Origin of the sequence: Streptomyces sp. NPDC005302 (genome assembly GCF_040607345.1) — a bacterium.
GTDB lineage: Bacteria > Actinomycetota > Actinomycetes > Streptomycetales > Streptomycetaceae > Streptomyces.
Map to the genome: position 1 here is coordinate 197,697 of NZ_JBEXGN010000001.1, position 13,599 is coordinate 211,295.

At 74.0% G+C, this 13,599-nt stretch carries 15 protein-coding genes; 7 read left to right on the top strand and 8 right to left on the bottom strand.

Translation table 11 applies throughout. The features are described from left to right. Positions 1 to 253 precede the first annotated feature (253 nt). Both ABZT74_RS00850 and ABZT74_RS00855 read right to left on the bottom strand, forming a co-directional pair. Positions 254 to 1,333, bottom strand: coding sequence for a tyrosine-protein phosphatase (locus ABZT74_RS00850; RefSeq protein WP_356432726.1), 1,080 nt, complete (start codon positions 1,331 to 1,333; stop codon positions 254 to 256). 138 nt (positions 1,334 to 1,471) lie between these two features. Next, positions 1,472 to 2,425, bottom strand: a complete 954-nt coding sequence (locus tag ABZT74_RS00855) for a L,D-transpeptidase (protein ID WP_356432728.1) — start codon at positions 2,423 to 2,425, stop codon at positions 1,472 to 1,474. A gap of 112 nt (positions 2,426 to 2,537) precedes the next feature. Here ABZT74_RS00855 and ABZT74_RS00860 point away from each other — a divergent pair, with 112 nt between their 5' ends. Further along, positions 2,538 to 3,095 carry a SigE family RNA polymerase sigma factor gene (locus ABZT74_RS00860; protein ID WP_356432730.1) on the top strand — a complete coding sequence of 186 codons (558 nt, stop codon included), beginning with the start codon at positions 2,538 to 2,540 and terminating at the stop codon, positions 3,093 to 3,095. Next, positions 3,085 to 3,774, top strand: a complete 690-nt coding sequence (locus tag ABZT74_RS00865; protein ID WP_356432732.1) for a L,D-transpeptidase — start codon at positions 3,085 to 3,087, stop codon at positions 3,772 to 3,774. The genes ABZT74_RS00860 and ABZT74_RS00865 overlap by 11 nt, the downstream gene beginning before the upstream one ends. 57 nt (positions 3,775 to 3,831) lie before the next feature. Here ABZT74_RS00865 and ABZT74_RS00870 read toward each other — a convergent pair whose 3' ends face one another. Continuing rightward, positions 3,832 to 4,686, bottom strand: coding sequence for an alpha/beta hydrolase (locus tag ABZT74_RS00870; RefSeq protein ID WP_356432734.1), 855 nt, complete (start codon positions 4,684 to 4,686; stop codon positions 3,832 to 3,834). Positions 4,687 to 4,749: 63 nt separating this feature from the next. On the opposite strand from ABZT74_RS00870, the gene ABZT74_RS00875 reads away from it, so the two are divergent. Continuing rightward, a complete protein-coding gene (locus tag ABZT74_RS00875) occupies positions 4,750 to 5,223 on the top strand; it encodes a MarR family winged helix-turn-helix transcriptional regulator (RefSeq protein WP_356432736.1) in 474 nt (157 codons plus the stop codon). An 11-nt stretch (positions 5,224 to 5,234) separates the two neighbouring features. Then, positions 5,235 to 5,510, top strand: a complete 276-nt coding sequence (locus tag ABZT74_RS00880) for a ribosomal protein L7/L12 (protein WP_355873428.1) — start codon at positions 5,235 to 5,237, stop codon at positions 5,508 to 5,510. A gap of 146 nt (positions 5,511 to 5,656) precedes the next feature. Here ABZT74_RS00880 and ABZT74_RS00885 read toward each other — a convergent pair whose 3' ends face one another. Continuing rightward, entirely contained in the window at positions 5,657 to 7,000 is a 1,344-nt protein-coding gene (locus tag ABZT74_RS00885) for a helix-turn-helix domain-containing protein (RefSeq protein WP_356432738.1), read from the bottom strand. Positions 7,001 to 7,151: 151 nt separating this feature from the next. Between ABZT74_RS00885 and ABZT74_RS00890 the strand changes: the two genes are divergently transcribed. Both ABZT74_RS00890 and ABZT74_RS00895 read left to right on the top strand, forming a co-directional pair. After that, a complete protein-coding gene (locus ABZT74_RS00890) occupies positions 7,152 to 7,313 on the top strand; it encodes a hypothetical protein (protein WP_356170844.1) in 162 nt (53 codons plus the stop codon). Between the two features lie 136 nt (positions 7,314 to 7,449). Then, complete coding sequence (locus ABZT74_RS00895) at positions 7,450 to 8,691, top strand: amidohydrolase (protein WP_356432739.1); 1,242 nt, start codon at positions 7,450 to 7,452, stop codon at positions 8,689 to 8,691. A 34-nt stretch (positions 8,692 to 8,725) separates the two neighbouring features. Here ABZT74_RS00895 and ABZT74_RS00900 read toward each other — a convergent pair whose 3' ends face one another. The 3 genes from ABZT74_RS00900 to ABZT74_RS00910 form a co-directional block, all read right to left on the bottom strand. Then, positions 8,726 to 10,225 (bottom strand): hypothetical protein, encoded by a 1,500-nt coding sequence (locus ABZT74_RS00900; RefSeq protein WP_356432741.1) that lies wholly within the window; start codon positions 10,223 to 10,225, stop codon positions 8,726 to 8,728. A 121-nt stretch (positions 10,226 to 10,346) separates the two neighbouring features. After that, positions 10,347 to 11,540 carry a PP2C family protein-serine/threonine phosphatase gene (locus ABZT74_RS00905; protein ID WP_355873139.1) on the bottom strand — a complete coding sequence of 398 codons (1,194 nt, stop codon included), beginning with the start codon at positions 11,538 to 11,540 and terminating at the stop codon, positions 10,347 to 10,349. A gap of 76 nt (positions 11,541 to 11,616) precedes the next feature. Further along, complete coding sequence (locus ABZT74_RS00910; RefSeq protein ID WP_355873142.1) at positions 11,617 to 12,255, bottom strand: NAD(P)H-binding protein; 639 nt, start codon at positions 12,253 to 12,255, stop codon at positions 11,617 to 11,619. A gap of 203 nt (positions 12,256 to 12,458) precedes the next feature. On the opposite strand from ABZT74_RS00910, the gene ABZT74_RS00915 reads away from it, so the two are divergent. Then, complete coding sequence (locus ABZT74_RS00915) at positions 12,459 to 12,893, top strand: hypothetical protein (protein ID WP_355873144.1); 435 nt, start codon at positions 12,459 to 12,461, stop codon at positions 12,891 to 12,893. Positions 12,894 to 12,974: 81 nt separating this feature from the next. Here ABZT74_RS00915 and ABZT74_RS00920 read toward each other — a convergent pair whose 3' ends face one another. Then, positions 12,975 to 13,523, bottom strand: coding sequence for an SH3 domain-containing protein (locus ABZT74_RS00920; RefSeq protein WP_356432743.1), 549 nt, complete (start codon positions 13,521 to 13,523; stop codon positions 12,975 to 12,977). Between the last annotated feature and the right edge of the window lie 76 nt (positions 13,524 to 13,599).

The window sequence follows — 13,599 nt, forward strand, 5'->3', positions numbered from 1 at the left end:
CCGGGATCGCGGGTGCCCGGCGGGACGGGTCTCCGGGGGGCGTACGCCCGCGCGTCGGGGGCCGTGGGAGACGCGGACGCGGTGGCCGTGGCGGTCCCCGAGCCCGTGGCCCGGGCTGCTCCGACCCGGCCGGGAGGCGTCCGGCGGCCGGCCGCCCCGGCCCGTCGTCGCTCGGGGACGCGAGCGGGCGGGGCGCCGGACATGTCGCACTTGGATTCGAGGAGCGGACGATCCCCCGCCCGCTCCGGCGGGGTCAGCCGACGAGCAGCTCGCGGCGCAGGTCGCGCAGTTCCCCGGAGTCGATGTGCAGACCCTTCCTCAGGTACGAACCGAAGTCGCCGTACGTGGAGCGGACCTCGTCGAATCCGGAGTTGAGGTACTCGGCGCGGACGTCCAGCAGCGGCTTGTAGACGGCCGCCTGGGCCGGGGGCATGGAGGCGAGCGCGGCGGCGTTGGCGGCGGCGCGGTAGGTGTTGCTGGCGAGGTAGTCGTTCATCACGGTGTCGCGCGGGACACCGAGGGCGGTGAGCAGGGCGGCGCTGGACCAGCCGGTGCGGTCCTTGCCGGCGGTGCAGTGGTAGAGCACTCCGTCGCCGTCCGCGGCACCGGCGTAGACCGTGCTGTACGCGGCCCGCGCGGAGTCGCCGCTGACCATGAACTTCTCGCCGTCCACCATCATCGTGACGGCCTCGGCCCCGGTGGCCGGCATCGCCGAGTAGGCGGGGGATCCGGCGAGCACGTCGGCGACCGTGTAGGTGGCGCCCGACGGCACGCGGTCGGGGGCGGCCGAGCGCTCCGACTCCATCCGCAGGTCGTACACGGCGTGTACGCCGAGCCGCTTCAGCTTCGCGAGGTCGGCGGCGGTGAGCTTGTCCAGCGCGTCGGAGCGGTAGATCTCGCCCATCTTCACCCAGTGGCCGTCGCCGGTGCGGTAGCCGCCCGCGTCCCGGAAGTTGACCGCGCCGTCGAGCTTGATGAGGCGGTCGGCGAGGCGCAGCGAGCCGCCGCGCTCGGGGACCAGGTCGAACCACTGCCGGTCGGCGGCGGGCAGGCCGCGCACGGTGACATCCCCCGTGGCGCCGCCGCGGGCGACGACCCGCCCGGCCGCCCGCACGACCACCTGGCGCACGCCGGGGGCCTTCCACACGATGCGGTACGAACCGTCGTCACCGGCGGTGACGGTCGCGCCGGTGAAGGGGATGCGCTGCGAGGCCGCGTGGTGGGCCGAGCCGTGGTGGGCCGGCGCGTGGAGCGGAGCGGCTGAGGCGGCGGGGGCGGTCACGGAGACGGCCGTCAGAGCGAGCACGACGCCGGTGAGGGAAGCGATCTTCATGACCGGATAGTTGGCTGTTGAAACAAACTCCCGGTGTACACGGCGGGGCACCACGAGGACCCCGGGATGTCGGACCGGCGGCCGGATCCGGCCGAGGTGGGGACGGCCGCCCGCCGGTCCACGGACCCGCGGGTCAGCTCAGTCGAGCGCGCTCGTCGTCCGCCACTGGTTCCAGGTCAGGTTCCAGTCGCCGTAGCCGTTGCCGACGGCGACCGTGTCGCGGGAGCCGACGACCTTGATGACGTCGCCGGGGACGACCTCGTCGTAGAAGCGCTTCGCGGTGCCGTCGGTGGCGAGTCCGACGCAGCCGTGGGTGACGTTCTGGCGGCCGCCGTAGGTGTCCGCCTTCGGGTTCTGGTGGAGGTAGGTGCCCGAGGTGGTCAGGTGGACGGCGTAGGCGTAGTAGCCCGCGTAGGCGTCGCCGTAGCCGACCGACCGCGAGTCCATGAAGACGCGGGTCGCCTTGTCGGAGACGACCATCGTGCCGTTCCAGGTGTCCATGCCCGGGGCGCCCGCGGTGATCGGGACGCGGCGCGAGGAGCCGTCCTTCGCCACCGTCATGACGTGGGTGCGGACGTCCACCGTGGCGACGAGGGAGCGGCCGACGGTGAAGTGCCGGGTGATGCCCGCGCCGGCCCGGACGGTGACCGCCGTGCCGGGCTTCCAGTAGGCGCGGGGCCGGAAGTCGACGCGCTGCCCGTCGAGGAGGTTGCGGTCCTTCACCCAGCCCCAGGACCCCTCGACGTCGGCCGTCACCTTCAACCGCCGCTCCACATCCGCCCGTTCGGCGGCCGGCACCGGGCGGTCGAAGGTCACCGATATCGGCATGCCGACGCCCACGGTCTGTCCGTCGGTGATGTTGATGTGCGCGCCGGGCAGCGGAGCGGGCGGTGTGGCCGACGGTTCCGGGCGCGTACTGCCCTTCGGGCCGACGGTCCCGGTGGCCGTGGCGGCGGGCCGGTCCTCCGCGCCGCCCGAGCCGCCGTCGGCCACCGCCCGCGCCGAGCATCCGGTGAGCGCGAGCGCGCACACGGCCGCCGCGCCCCAGGCGCGGGTGAACCGGCCCCGGCCGCCGCTGAGTTCCGTGGTCATGGTGATCCCCCTGTGATGTGTTTCGATGTGCGACGTACGGGACCTGTACGCACGGCGCCCCCGGCCGGGTTGCACGCGGCCGGGAGGAAATCCGCACCATCCGGCGGGGGACATGACCGAGGAAGAGTTCGACGCGTTCTACGCGGCCGCGTTCCCCCGGCTGACCGGCCAGCTCTACGCATTCACCGGAGACCACGGCGAGGCGCAGGACGTCGTCCAGGAGGCGTTCGTGCGCGCCTGGGACCGGCGGCGGGAGTTCCTCGCCGAGGGCGCGCCCGAGGCGTGGATACGGACGGTCGCGATACGACTCGCGGTGAGCCGCTGGCGCCGTGCGCGCCGCTGGCTGGAGCTCGTACGCCGCACTGCGCCGCCCGAGCACACCCCGGGCCCGGGTCCCGAACGGGCCGCGCTGGTCGCCGCGTTGCGCTCGCTGCCCGAGGCGCAGCGGATGGCGGTCGTTCTGCACCATCTGTGCGACCTCAGTGTCGAGCAGGTAGCCTCCGAAACCGGTGCTCCCGTCGGCACGGTCAAGGCCCGGCTGTCCCGGGGCCGGACCGCGCTGGCACGGGTGCTCTCGGAGGACGCGGCCGACCCTGCCGGTTCCGCGCGTCCACCGGATGACGCGGGCCCGTCGGACGACGGGGAGAGGGAGGACGACCATGTCCGATGAACTCACCTCTGGACTGCGGGAGTTGGCCGCCGAGGGAGAGGCGTCTCCGTCGCTCACCGGCGCGGAGATCCGCGGCCGGGCGGGACGCCGCCGGCGTCGCCGCCGTACGGCACTCGCCGCTGCCGGGGCCTGTGCAGCGGGCGCGCTCGCCCTGGTCGTCGTGGTGAGCCTGGGCGGCGGCACCGACCGCGGCACGCCCCCGGCCGCGAGCCCCGCCGGTACACCGGGCGTGCCGGTGACGCCGGACGCCACGGTCGATCTGTCCCGGCGCGCTCTCTCGGCGTCCGGCCGCACCATGCCGCTCACCGCGGGGACCGCGAGGACTCCCACACCGACGGGCCGGATGACGGTCACCGCCAAGGAGAAGGTCAGGCGGATGGTCGCCGCGGAGGTCGGCCTCGGGGAGAAGTACGACGTCAAGATCCCGTGGGTGATCGAGCTCACCGGCTCCGACGGCACGAAGAGCTTCGTCGCCGCCCTGACGTACGACGCGAAGGCACCCGGAAACTACGACCGGACCAACGGCTGGATCGGGCTGCGCCCGCACGACGCGCAGTGGCTGTACACGCGGCTCGACGTGGGCGCGGTGGTCGACATCGAGGGGTCGTCCGGGTCGACGGGCGGACCGGAGACGACGGGGACGACCACGGGCAGCGGCTCCGGGGCTTCGGGCGGCTGACTCCGGGCGCCGGTTCCCCTGCGGGCCGCACGGACCCCGTGGCCGCGCCGGCCGGGGTCATGCCGCGGACGTGCTCCGGCTGTCGGCAGGCGTGGCGAGGTGCGTGTCGAGCGCCGCGAGGTGGGCGTCGAGCGCGGCGAACGTCTCGGCTGGCCGCTCGATCTGCGGCAGGTGGCCGGCCTCGGCGATCGTCTCGAACCGGGCCCGCGCGAAGGCGGCCGCGAAGGCCCGCCCGTAGGCCGGTGTGACGACGCGGTCGCTCTCGCCCCACAGCACCAGCGCCGGGATCCGCACCCGCCCGAGCCGGTTCAGCAGCTTCGGGTCGTGCATGTACGGGTCACCGGCGAGGATCCGCATGGTGGCCATGTTGGCGCGCTGGGCGGCGATCCGCTCCTCGCCGAGAGCCGCCGGGTCCACGGCGAAGCGGGCCGGGTCGTGGAACGAGTACGCGGCGAGCTCGTCCGGACGGAGCCCGAAGACGTCACGGACCGGCTCCCCCGGGACGGCCACGCCCGCGGCGTTCAGCAGCACGAGCGAGCCGATGACCGCTCCGTCGTCGCGGAAGGCCATCTCGGCGCCGGTCCAGCCGCCGAGCGAGGAGCCGACGACGAGGACGTCACGGTGGCCCTCGTCCTTCAGCCAGTGCAGATACGCGATGGCCAGGTCGTCGACGCCGGTGAACCAGTCGGGGCGCTCGGTCCCGTTCCAGCCCGGGTGCGTGGGGACGACCGCGCGCATGCCGTGCCGGCCGGCCAGGTGCGCGGCGATGCCCTGGACGGTGGCGGGTCCGCCACCGCCGTGCAGGACGAGGGCGAGCGGGCCGTCGGCGGGGCCGCTCTCGGTGAGGCTCAGGGGGAGGTCGGGGCGCGGGAAGACGGTACGGGTACGGGTCGGGATCTCTGTCTCGTTCATGCGCCCCACGGTATCTACGCATGCGTATATACGCAAGCTTAGATACTCGACTAGGATGACGTCATGACCGCGAACCATGAGGAAGCGGGGGCCGCGGACGCCGGATCCCGTCATCGCCCCGTCGATCTCGAAGAGCTGGGCCGCGCCGTGAAGGAGGCGCAGTACCGGCACCACCGCACGCTCGACACCCGGCTGGCCGAAGTCGGCACGACACTGGCCCAGTGGGACGCGCTGCGGGCGATCGCCCGGACGCCCGGCGCGTCCGCGCACGAGCTGGCGGTCGCCACCTTCCAGGGCGACCAGGCCTTCGGCACCCTGGCGTCACGGCTCGCGGCGCAGCACCTCGTCGAGCGGCGCCCGGGCCACGGCCGCCGAATCGAGCACCACCTGACGGAGGCCGGCGAGCGCGTCCTCGCCGCGGGCCGCACCGTCACCCGCGAGGTGCTCGCCGCGTCCTTCGACCCCCTGACGGAGCCCGAACGAGCCACACTGCTCGCCCTGTTGCGCCGCGTGGGCCCTCCGGGCGAGACACCCTAAGATTCGTGACCATGGAAATATGGGGTCTTTTTCTCGCAGCACTGATGATCGCGAGCTTCGCCGGGGTCGAAGCCCGACTCGGGCGCACCCACCGGAAGGTCGCCCGCGTCGAGCGTCAACTCGACCTGATCATGGGTCATCTCGGCATCCAGGAGGAGCAACCGTCGCTGCCGCGGGTCACCGAGCTGCTGCGGGACGGCAAGAAGATCGAGGCGATCAAGGCGTACCGCGAGGCCACGGGGGCGGAGCTCCTGGAGGCGAAGCAGGCCGTGGAGCGTATGAACTGACGACCGCCCCGCCGATCCCCGCTCCCCCACCCAGCCCGGCCCGGTACGCCGGGACCGATACGGCGGGACCGGGACCGGCCGGGCTCGGCGTCCGGCGGGCCCGCCGTCCGGCTGCCGCTCGCGGGACACCGGACCGCCCGGGGCCGTCAGAGCGGGGGTTGTGCCGGGGCCGGGCCCAGGGTCGTGGTGCCGGGGGCCGTGCGGTGGCCGAGGCCTGTGCGGTAGGCGTCCAGGGCCGCCTCCACGCGGCCCGTGCGGCGCAGCAGGTCGCCCAGCAGCCTGCACAGGTCGGCGAGGTCACCGGCCGCGCCGGCCCGTTCCAGGAGACTCATCGCCCGGACGTAGTGCTCCTCCGCGGCCTCCGTGTCCCGGGCGTCCTCCGCGATGATGCCGAGCAGCCGGTGCGCGGCGGCGGAGTGGATGGCGCCGCGCTCGGAGTTCAGGTCCCCGAGCACCTGGCGCAACAGGGAGCCGGCCTCGTCGGACTTGCCCCGACGGTGCAGCACGTCGGCCAGTTCCACCGCGACCTGGCTGGTGTAGAGCGCGGCCCGCTTGGCCGAGAGCATGGCCTGCGCCTCGCGCAACTCGGTCTCCGCGTGCTCCAGTTCGCCGTTCTGCGCGTACAGGTATCCGCGCATCCAGTGACAGTTGGCGAGTTCGGTGCGGATCTGGAGCTGCCGGTAGAGCTCGGCGGCCTTGCCGAGGGACACGTCGGCCTCGGCGATCCGCCCCTCGGCGATCATCGTCCGCGCCACCGAGCGGTGCATGCGCGCCACCAGGGCCGGATCGCCGACCTGCGGCGCGAGGGCGAGGGCGAACTCGGCGGCCTGCGCGGCCCGGGCATGCGCGCCCATGTCCATGTAGGGCGCTATGACACCCGTGTACAGGAGGAGGAGCGCGTCCGGGTCGTGCAGGCCGGTCCGGTTCAGCTCGTCGAGCGTGGACTCGAACAGGTAGCAGGCGTAGCGGAGTTCACCGGCGAGATAGTGGGAGGTCGCCCGGCCGCGCACCGCCGGCACCCGCTGTGGCAGCGGGGCGTCGCCGAGCCGCTGCTCCGACTCCTCGAAGCGCCGTCGTGCCGTCTCCAGGTCTCCGGTGTCCAGGGCGCATTCGCCGAGCCCGAGCAGCGCCGCCGCCTCCTCGGTCTCCAGCCCGTGCGCGACCGCCTCCGCGAGCAGCGCGGTGTACGCCTCGGCCGCGACCTCGGCCTCACCGGTGGCGAGCGTGCGCTGCGCGTCGGTCAGCCGCAGCCGCAGGTCGGTGGCGAGGTGGGCGGGCCGCCCGGTCGCCAGCTCCTCGTAGGCGATGCCGAGCCGCTCCGCTATGTGCCGCAGTGCCGGCTCGGAGGCCCGCACGCGTCCCGCCTCCAGGGTGGAGATGTACGCCGGCGTATAGGCGGGTTCCGCCAACTGTTTCTGCGTCAGACCGCGTTTCGTCCGCAACTGCTGCACCCTGCGCCCGATGATCTCCGGGCCGTCCCGCTCCGCCATGGGTTAAGCATGCCATTAAGCCGAGTTAAGTCGGTCCGGCTTTTGACTATTGTCCAACTCCCTTGGCCCCCTTGCGAGGTGGGCCCGGAAGCCTCTACGTTAAGCGGCGGATTAAGCATGCTTAATACGCCGCTGTTGTTGTGAGGTCACCGTGCTCCGACGTATTTCCGCGCGCTACTCCAGAGGGTTTCTCGCCGCGCTCCTCGCGGTCGCCGCGCTGGTGACGGTGGCGAACGTCGGCCCGGCGAGAGCGGCCGTACCGAGCGGTGCGGCGCACACGTCCGAGCGGGGAGCCCTGCCCGCCGGACACTGACCGGGCCCGCGCCGGACCCGTCGGCCCCGCGCCGGCGGGCGACCGGACGGCGCCGTCCGCGCGTCCTCTCCCGCCCGGACGGCGCCCGCCGCCCCGCTCCCTGCCCGCGGCACGCGGCGCGGCATACGCTGGCCGGGTGACCTCAGCCGCAGCCCGCACCGCACTGGACCTCACCGCCGACCTCCCGGTCCCCGCCCTGGAGGACTTCTACCGGGACCTGCACCGGCATCCCGAACTCTCGCTCCGCGAGCACCGCACCGCCGCCGCCCTCGCGCGGCGGCTGCGCACGTCCGGGTACGAGACGACCGAGGGCGTGGGCGGTACGGGCGTGGTGGGCGTCCTGCGCAACGGGGACGGGCCCACCGTCCTGCTGCGCGCCGACATGGACGCGCTGCCCGTTCCCGAGCAGACCGGTCTGCCGTACTCCTCGGGGACCGACGGGGTCATGCACGCCTGCGGTCACGACCTGCACGTCACCTGGCTGGCCGGGGCCGCCGACGCGCTCGCCGCCGGACGCGACACCTGGTCCGGCACGCTCGTCCTGGTCGGACAGCCCGCCGAGGAGACCGGCGAGGGCGCGGCCCGCATGGTCGAGGACGGCCTGCACGAACGCTTCCCGCGGCCCGACGTGCTGCTCGGCCAGCATGTGGCGCCCGGTCCCGCCGGCCTGTACGCGCACTCCCCGGGGCTCATCATGTCCGCCTCGACCGACATCGACATCGTGGTGCACGGCCTCGGCGGCCACGGTTCGCGGCCCGAGTCGACGGTCGACCCGGTGGTGACGGCCGCGTACATCGTGACGCGGCTCCAGACGGTCGTCAGCCGGGAGATCGCGGCCCGCGACTCCGCCGTGCTGACCGTCGGGCGGATCGAGGCGGGCACCCGGCACAACATCATCCCGTCCGAGGCCCGGATCTCCCTCAACCTGCGGACCCAGTCGCCGGGGGTGCGGGAACGGATGATCGCCGCCGTGCGGCGGGTGGCGGCCGGCGAGTGCGCGGCTGCCGGCTGCCCGGTCGAGCCCGACGTCATCGTCGGCAACGACTTCCCCGTGACGGTCAACGACATCGAGACCGACCGGCGGATCGCCGCCGTGCACGGCGAGGTCTTCGGCGCCGGGACGATCCTCGACCCCGGCCCGGCGATGGGCAGCGAGGACTTCTCCCGGCTCGCGGCCGGCGGACTCCCCTATTCCTTCTGGTTCGTGACCAGCACCCCGGCGGACGTCTGGAACACGGCCCCCGGGGGCGACGACCTCATGGCCCGGCTGGAGGCGGTGCCCAGCAACCACAGTCCGCACTTCGCCCCGGACCTCTCCACGGTCGCGCCGGGCGTACGGACCCTGGTGTCGGGGGCACTGGCCTCGCTGTCCGCCTGAGCCGTCCGTACGACCCGGCCGGCGTCCCGCCCGCTCAGGCCTGCGTCTGCAACTGGCGCAACTGCTGCCGGACATGGTCCAGCGCGCCCTCCCGGCGTCCGGGCACCCGGAGCCTCAAGGCGGCCAGTTCCGCGCCGAGTTCGCGGGCCCGTGCCGGTTCGCCGACACGGCCCCACTGGTGGTGCGCCCGGTCCACGGCCGACTCCACCTCCGCCGCGTCCGGGGCCTGTCCCGCGTCCAGCCGGGCCGCCGCCACCGCCAGCCACGTACGACAGCTGCGTTCCGGGTCCCCCGCGAACATCGCCAGGTCGGCCCGTACCTCCATCCAGTGCAGCACCTGCTCGGAGCGGGCCCCGTGCACCCGTGCCGCCTCCTCCTCCCACGTCCCCGCCAGCGCGAGCGCCTCGCCGTGCCGGCCCGCCCGCACAGCGGTGGTGATCGTCTCGTGGGGATCGAGGGGAGCCGGACTCCGCTGCGGGGACGGGCCGGAAAGCGCCACGGAGGCGGCACCGGCGGGTCGCTCCGCCGGTGGGACCGGTGCCGGTGACCGCGGGGTCGCCTGCGCGGCCGGGGCCGTGCGCGGTTCACCACCGGGCGGCATGGGGGGCAGCGGCGGTGCGGTGGGGAGCGACGCGGTGACGAGGGAGGCCGCACTGCCGGTGCGGCCGGCCTCCGGCGGGGCGTGCGGGGGCAGCGGGGTCACCGGCGTGAACTCCGGCGCGGGCGGCCAGGGTTGTCCGGCCCAGGACTGACCGGGGGCGGCCTGGAAGGCGGGGGCCCCGGCCTCCGGGACCACCGCCGCCGGAAGCGTCGCGGCCGGAATCACCGCGGCCACGACCGGACCGCCCCGAGCCGCGGGACCGCCCGAAGCGACAGGCGCCACAGGAGAGTTCTGCCCGGGCGCGAACACGAGGTCAGCCGGTCCCGGCCGGCCCGTCTCCTCGCCCGACGTCCTCGTCAGGGCCTGCTGGTGCAGGTGGGGCAGCGGCGGGCGGTGGCCGCTGCGCAGCAGGGTGGCCACCGCCTTCATGTACGTGGGGTGAGCCACCGTACGACGCGGGGGCGGCGGGGCGACCCTGCCGTAGAGCGCGGTCGACGGACCCGCGGTGAGCGGGCGCCCGGAGAGCAGGGACCAGGCGTCCGCGTCCGCGTGGAGATCGACGAAGACGCTGGTCAGACCAGGTGGGCGCAGCCGCAGCTCCTCGGCTACCCAGTGCCAGGGGAAGGCGGTGTAGCGCACCGTCGCCGGAGTGGTGCGGGCCAGCGCGAGATGGGGGAGCCGCTGCCGGCGGTCCAGCTGGAGCTGCCCGGTGACGAACATCGTCAGCGGTCCCGGCGCCGTCGCCGCGGCCCGCAACCGGGTCAGCACGGCCTGCGGCTCCAGCGGATCGGCCAGCTCCACCACGTTCGCGGTCTCGGTGCCCGACAGCACCGCCGGGGCGACGGCCGCGAGTACGGGGAGCACGGACGCGGCGTCCACCAGACACCCCTTGCCCACCGGCGAGGCCGCGAGAAGCAGCACGGTTCCGGGCATCGGTTCCCTCCCCCATCGATCACGTACGTCAGCACCGTAACCGCTGCGCATGCAAAGGGGGGACGTGACGGCTGGGAACCCCCGCCCTCGCCGCGGCTCCCGGCCACCCGGGATCCGCCCGCTAGGTGACGTCGTTCAGGTCGCCCGCGTAGCCGCGCGCCCGGCGCCGTACGGCGAAGATCGTCGTGTCGTCGGCGAGACGGCCCGCCGAGTGCTCCAGCGTTCCGGCGCGGACGAGTTGGACGAGGAGCGCCGGTGCGGCGACGGACGGGTCCCTGGTCACCGCGGCGGCGACCGCGTCGCGCAGCGGGAAGAACTCGCCCGACGCGTCGCGGGCCTCGGTCACCCCGTCGGTGACCAGCAGCAGCGTCTCACCGGCGGCGAGCGGGACGCGGAGCACCGGCGGCGGCTCGGTCGCCAACTCGCTCAGTCCGAGCGGCAGTCCGTCACCGGGCGGCAGGCTCCGCACCCCCGCCGGCCCGACCACCAGGGGTGGTTCGTGGCCGAAATTGATGACCTCGACGGTGGCCGGGGTGTCCTCGGGGAAGGCGACCAGGACACCGGTAGCGAACCGGTCGCCCTCGTCACGGCCGAGCGCCGCGGAGTAGCCGAGGTGCCGCAGCATCCGCACCTCCAGACGTCCGGCGACCGTCTCCAGGAACGGCTCGTGGTACGCCGTCTCGCGGAACGTGCCGAGCAGCGCGGCCGCCGCCTCCACCGCGCCGAGCCCCTTGCCCTGGACGTCGCCGAGCAGCAGCCGGGTGCCGTGCAGTCCCGGCTGGATGTCGTAGAAGTCGCCGCCGACGCGGGCCTCGCTGTCGGCCGTGAGGTAGACGGCCGCGTGGTCCAGGCCGCCCCAGCCCGGCGCCATCGGGCGCAGCACCGTGCGCCGGGTCGCCTCGGCGACGTCCTGCATGTGCAGCATCCGCCGCTCCCCGCGTACCCGTACCGAGCACGCGAGCACCGCGAGCATTCCGCCGGCCAGCACGAGGATGAAGTCCGGCAGGCCGGTCTGGAGCTGGTGCGGCCAGGAACTGTCGATGACGACATAGGTGAGCAGGGACAGCAGCGCGAGGGCCGCCGTGCCCCACACCCCGCAGAGCGCGGCGGCGATCGCGGGCACCAGCGCGACCCAGGAGATGATGCGGAACCGGCCGGAGGTGTTCGCGTCGAGCAGCGCGATGCCGACGAGCAGCAGGACCGGAGGCATCCAGGCGACACTGCGCCCGCGCAGCAGCAGCGGCTTCTGCCGCTGGACGGCGTCCCGCCGCCCGGCACGCGGGAGTTGGTCGAGCAGGGATCTCCGGGCGGCCACCGTGCCGTACCGCCTCTTCCTCCAGGGCCGGGCGTCGCGGACCCGGGCTGATCCGGGCGACACCCCCCGGCCTCTCTCAGTACGCCACCGACATCCGGGCGTGCGGGTGGACGGGCATCTCCAGCTGGTCGACGAACGCCATCGCGTAGTCCTCGGCGCTGATCCGGCTGTTGCCCTCGGCGTCGAAGAGCATGCGGTCGCCGCCGATCCTGAACTCGCCCGTCCGTTCGCCCGGGCCGATCTCCGCCGCGGGCGAGACGTACGTCCAGTCGAGGTCCTCGACGTCGCTGCGGTAGAAGGCGAGGGTGTCGCGGTGGGCGAGCGCCTCGGGCAGGTAGGCGTCCGGGAAGTCGGGCTGTTCGCAGGCGGCCTGACCGGGCGCGACCTCCAGGGTGCCGGCGCCGCCGACGATCACGAGCCGCCGCACCCCCGCCGCCCGGACCCCGTCCACCAGGGACTGGTTGAGGGCGAGGAAGGGTTCGCGCGGATCCGAGCCGTCCCGGGGCGGCACACACGCCGACGCCACCGCGTCCGCGTCGGCCACCAGCTCGGCGACCTTCGACGGGTCCGAGGCGTCGGCGGCCGTCGCGGCGATACCGGGCACGGGGGACTGCCCGGACCGGCTCACCGCGACGACCTGGTGTCCGCGCGCCGAGGCCTCCGTGGCGATACGGCTGCCGACCATGCCGGTGGCGCCGAAGAGTACGAGCTTCATGGACCTCAGCGAAGCACGCGACCATGATCACCGCATCCCGGCATGCGGCCGGAAGGAGCACGCCCGTACCTCCGGCGCGGCGTGGGAGGAGCGGGGGGCGTCCCGCCGAAGGAGTGGCCTCGGGGGCGCTCCCGTCCCGAGTTGCCAGGGCCTCGGGCGGGGTGTGACCTGGAAGGCGGGGGCGAGCAGAGAGGAGTCCTCCCATGGCGCAAGCCGCACCCGTGTCAGGGACACCGCGCACCTCCGGACCGATCGACGTGTTCGGGCCCCGCGCCCACAGCATCGGCAAGTGGTCGGTGCCCGTCGCCACCGGTCTCGTCTACGGCTTCTGGGCCGCCAACATCAACCGGGACGCCGGCGCCTTCACGGGCTGGAACGTGCTGTTCGGCTTCGTGTCCGCGATCGTCTTCGCGGCCGCCTTCTACGCCGTCCTCACGCTGACGAGGGCGACCCACCCCGCCCTGCACGCCCTGGCCTGGACCGTGTTCGCGGGCTGTGCGTTCGGGTTCATCTACAGCCAGACGGACACGACGATCCTGCGGTCGGTGTTCATGTCGCTGGGAGTCTCCGTGGGCGTGTTCGCCACGACCTTCTACCACTACTACACGCACGAGGACGCGCAGGGCAGAACGCGGTGACGGTGACGCCGTGACGCGTGCGCGAGGCCCCGGCTGACCGCCGGGGCCTCGTGCGTTCCCTCACCTCACCCGCTCACCCGCTCACCTGCCACCCGGGACCCAGTCCCAGGAGTCCGGGGAGGAACCGGAGACGGTCCAGGTCCACGAACTGGAGACGCTGAAGGTCCAGGAGCCGGAGCCGTCCGGACTCCAGCCGGGGTCCTGGCTCAGGTCCCGGTCGTCGTGGTCCCAGTGCGCGTCGTGCCACACACCGTCCTTCTCACCGGGGCACGGGTCCGAACAACTCGGCACCCGGTGGCCGCCGGTGTCGACGAAGGCGGCGGCGGCCCAGGCGTGCGCGCCCACGAGCCAGTACCAGCTCGTGTCGCCGAGAACGCTCTGCCCGCTGACCGCGCACTGGACGCGGTCCTGGCTGCCCGGTGGGAGCGCGGCGACGACCGGTGAGGTCGTGCTGGGCTGGAGCCGGACGTTCAGTTCCCCGCCGGAGACGACGGTTCCCCGGACGGGGCCTTCCGAGCCGTCGGCGGGCGCCGACGGGGCCGCCGCCATGGAGGTGCCGGCGGCGGCGATGAGGACACCGCCGCTGAACAGGGCCGCGGCCAGAGTCCGCAGGGCCGGGGTGGTGCGCATGTCGGCCTCCTTCTCCCCAGTTTTCCCGAGATCCAGGTAACACCCGTTCGAGTGAGGCCTCCACCTGAGCGGCCGA

Bases quoted from the DNA above. Each gene is read 5' to 3' on its own strand.
- ABZT74_RS00850 (WP_356432726.1), bottom strand. From the start codon at position 1,333: ATGAAGATCGCTTCCCTCACCGGCGTCGTGCTCGCTCTGACGGCCGTC.
- ABZT74_RS00855 (WP_356432728.1), bottom strand. From the start codon at position 2,425: ATGACCACGGAACTCAGCGGCGGCCGGGGCCGGTTCACCCGCGCCTGG.
- ABZT74_RS00860 (WP_356432730.1), top strand. From the start codon at position 2,538: ATGACCGAGGAAGAGTTCGACGCGTTCTACGCGGCCGCGTTCCCCCGG.
- ABZT74_RS00865 (WP_356432732.1), top strand. From the start codon at position 3,085: ATGTCCGATGAACTCACCTCTGGACTGCGGGAGTTGGCCGCCGAGGGA.
- ABZT74_RS00870 (WP_356432734.1), bottom strand. From the start codon at position 4,686: ATGAACGAGACAGAGATCCCGACCCGTACCCGTACCGTCTTCCCGCGC.
- ABZT74_RS00875 (WP_356432736.1), top strand. From the start codon at position 4,750: ATGACCGCGAACCATGAGGAAGCGGGGGCCGCGGACGCCGGATCCCGT.
- ABZT74_RS00880 (WP_355873428.1), top strand. From the start codon at position 5,235: ATGGAAATATGGGGTCTTTTTCTCGCAGCACTGATGATCGCGAGCTTC.
- ABZT74_RS00885 (WP_356432738.1), bottom strand. From the start codon at position 7,000: ATGGCGGAGCGGGACGGCCCGGAGATCATCGGGCGCAGGGTGCAGCAG.
- ABZT74_RS00900 (WP_356432741.1), bottom strand. From the start codon at position 10,225: ATGCCCGGAACCGTGCTGCTTCTCGCGGCCTCGCCGGTGGGCAAGGGG.
- ABZT74_RS00910 (WP_355873142.1), bottom strand. From the start codon at position 12,255: ATGAAGCTCGTACTCTTCGGCGCCACCGGCATGGTCGGCAGCCGTATC.
- ABZT74_RS00915 (WP_355873144.1), top strand. From the start codon at position 12,459: ATGGCGCAAGCCGCACCCGTGTCAGGGACACCGCGCACCTCCGGACCG.
- ABZT74_RS00920 (WP_356432743.1), bottom strand. From the start codon at position 13,523: ATGCGCACCACCCCGGCCCTGCGGACTCTGGCCGCGGCCCTGTTCAGC.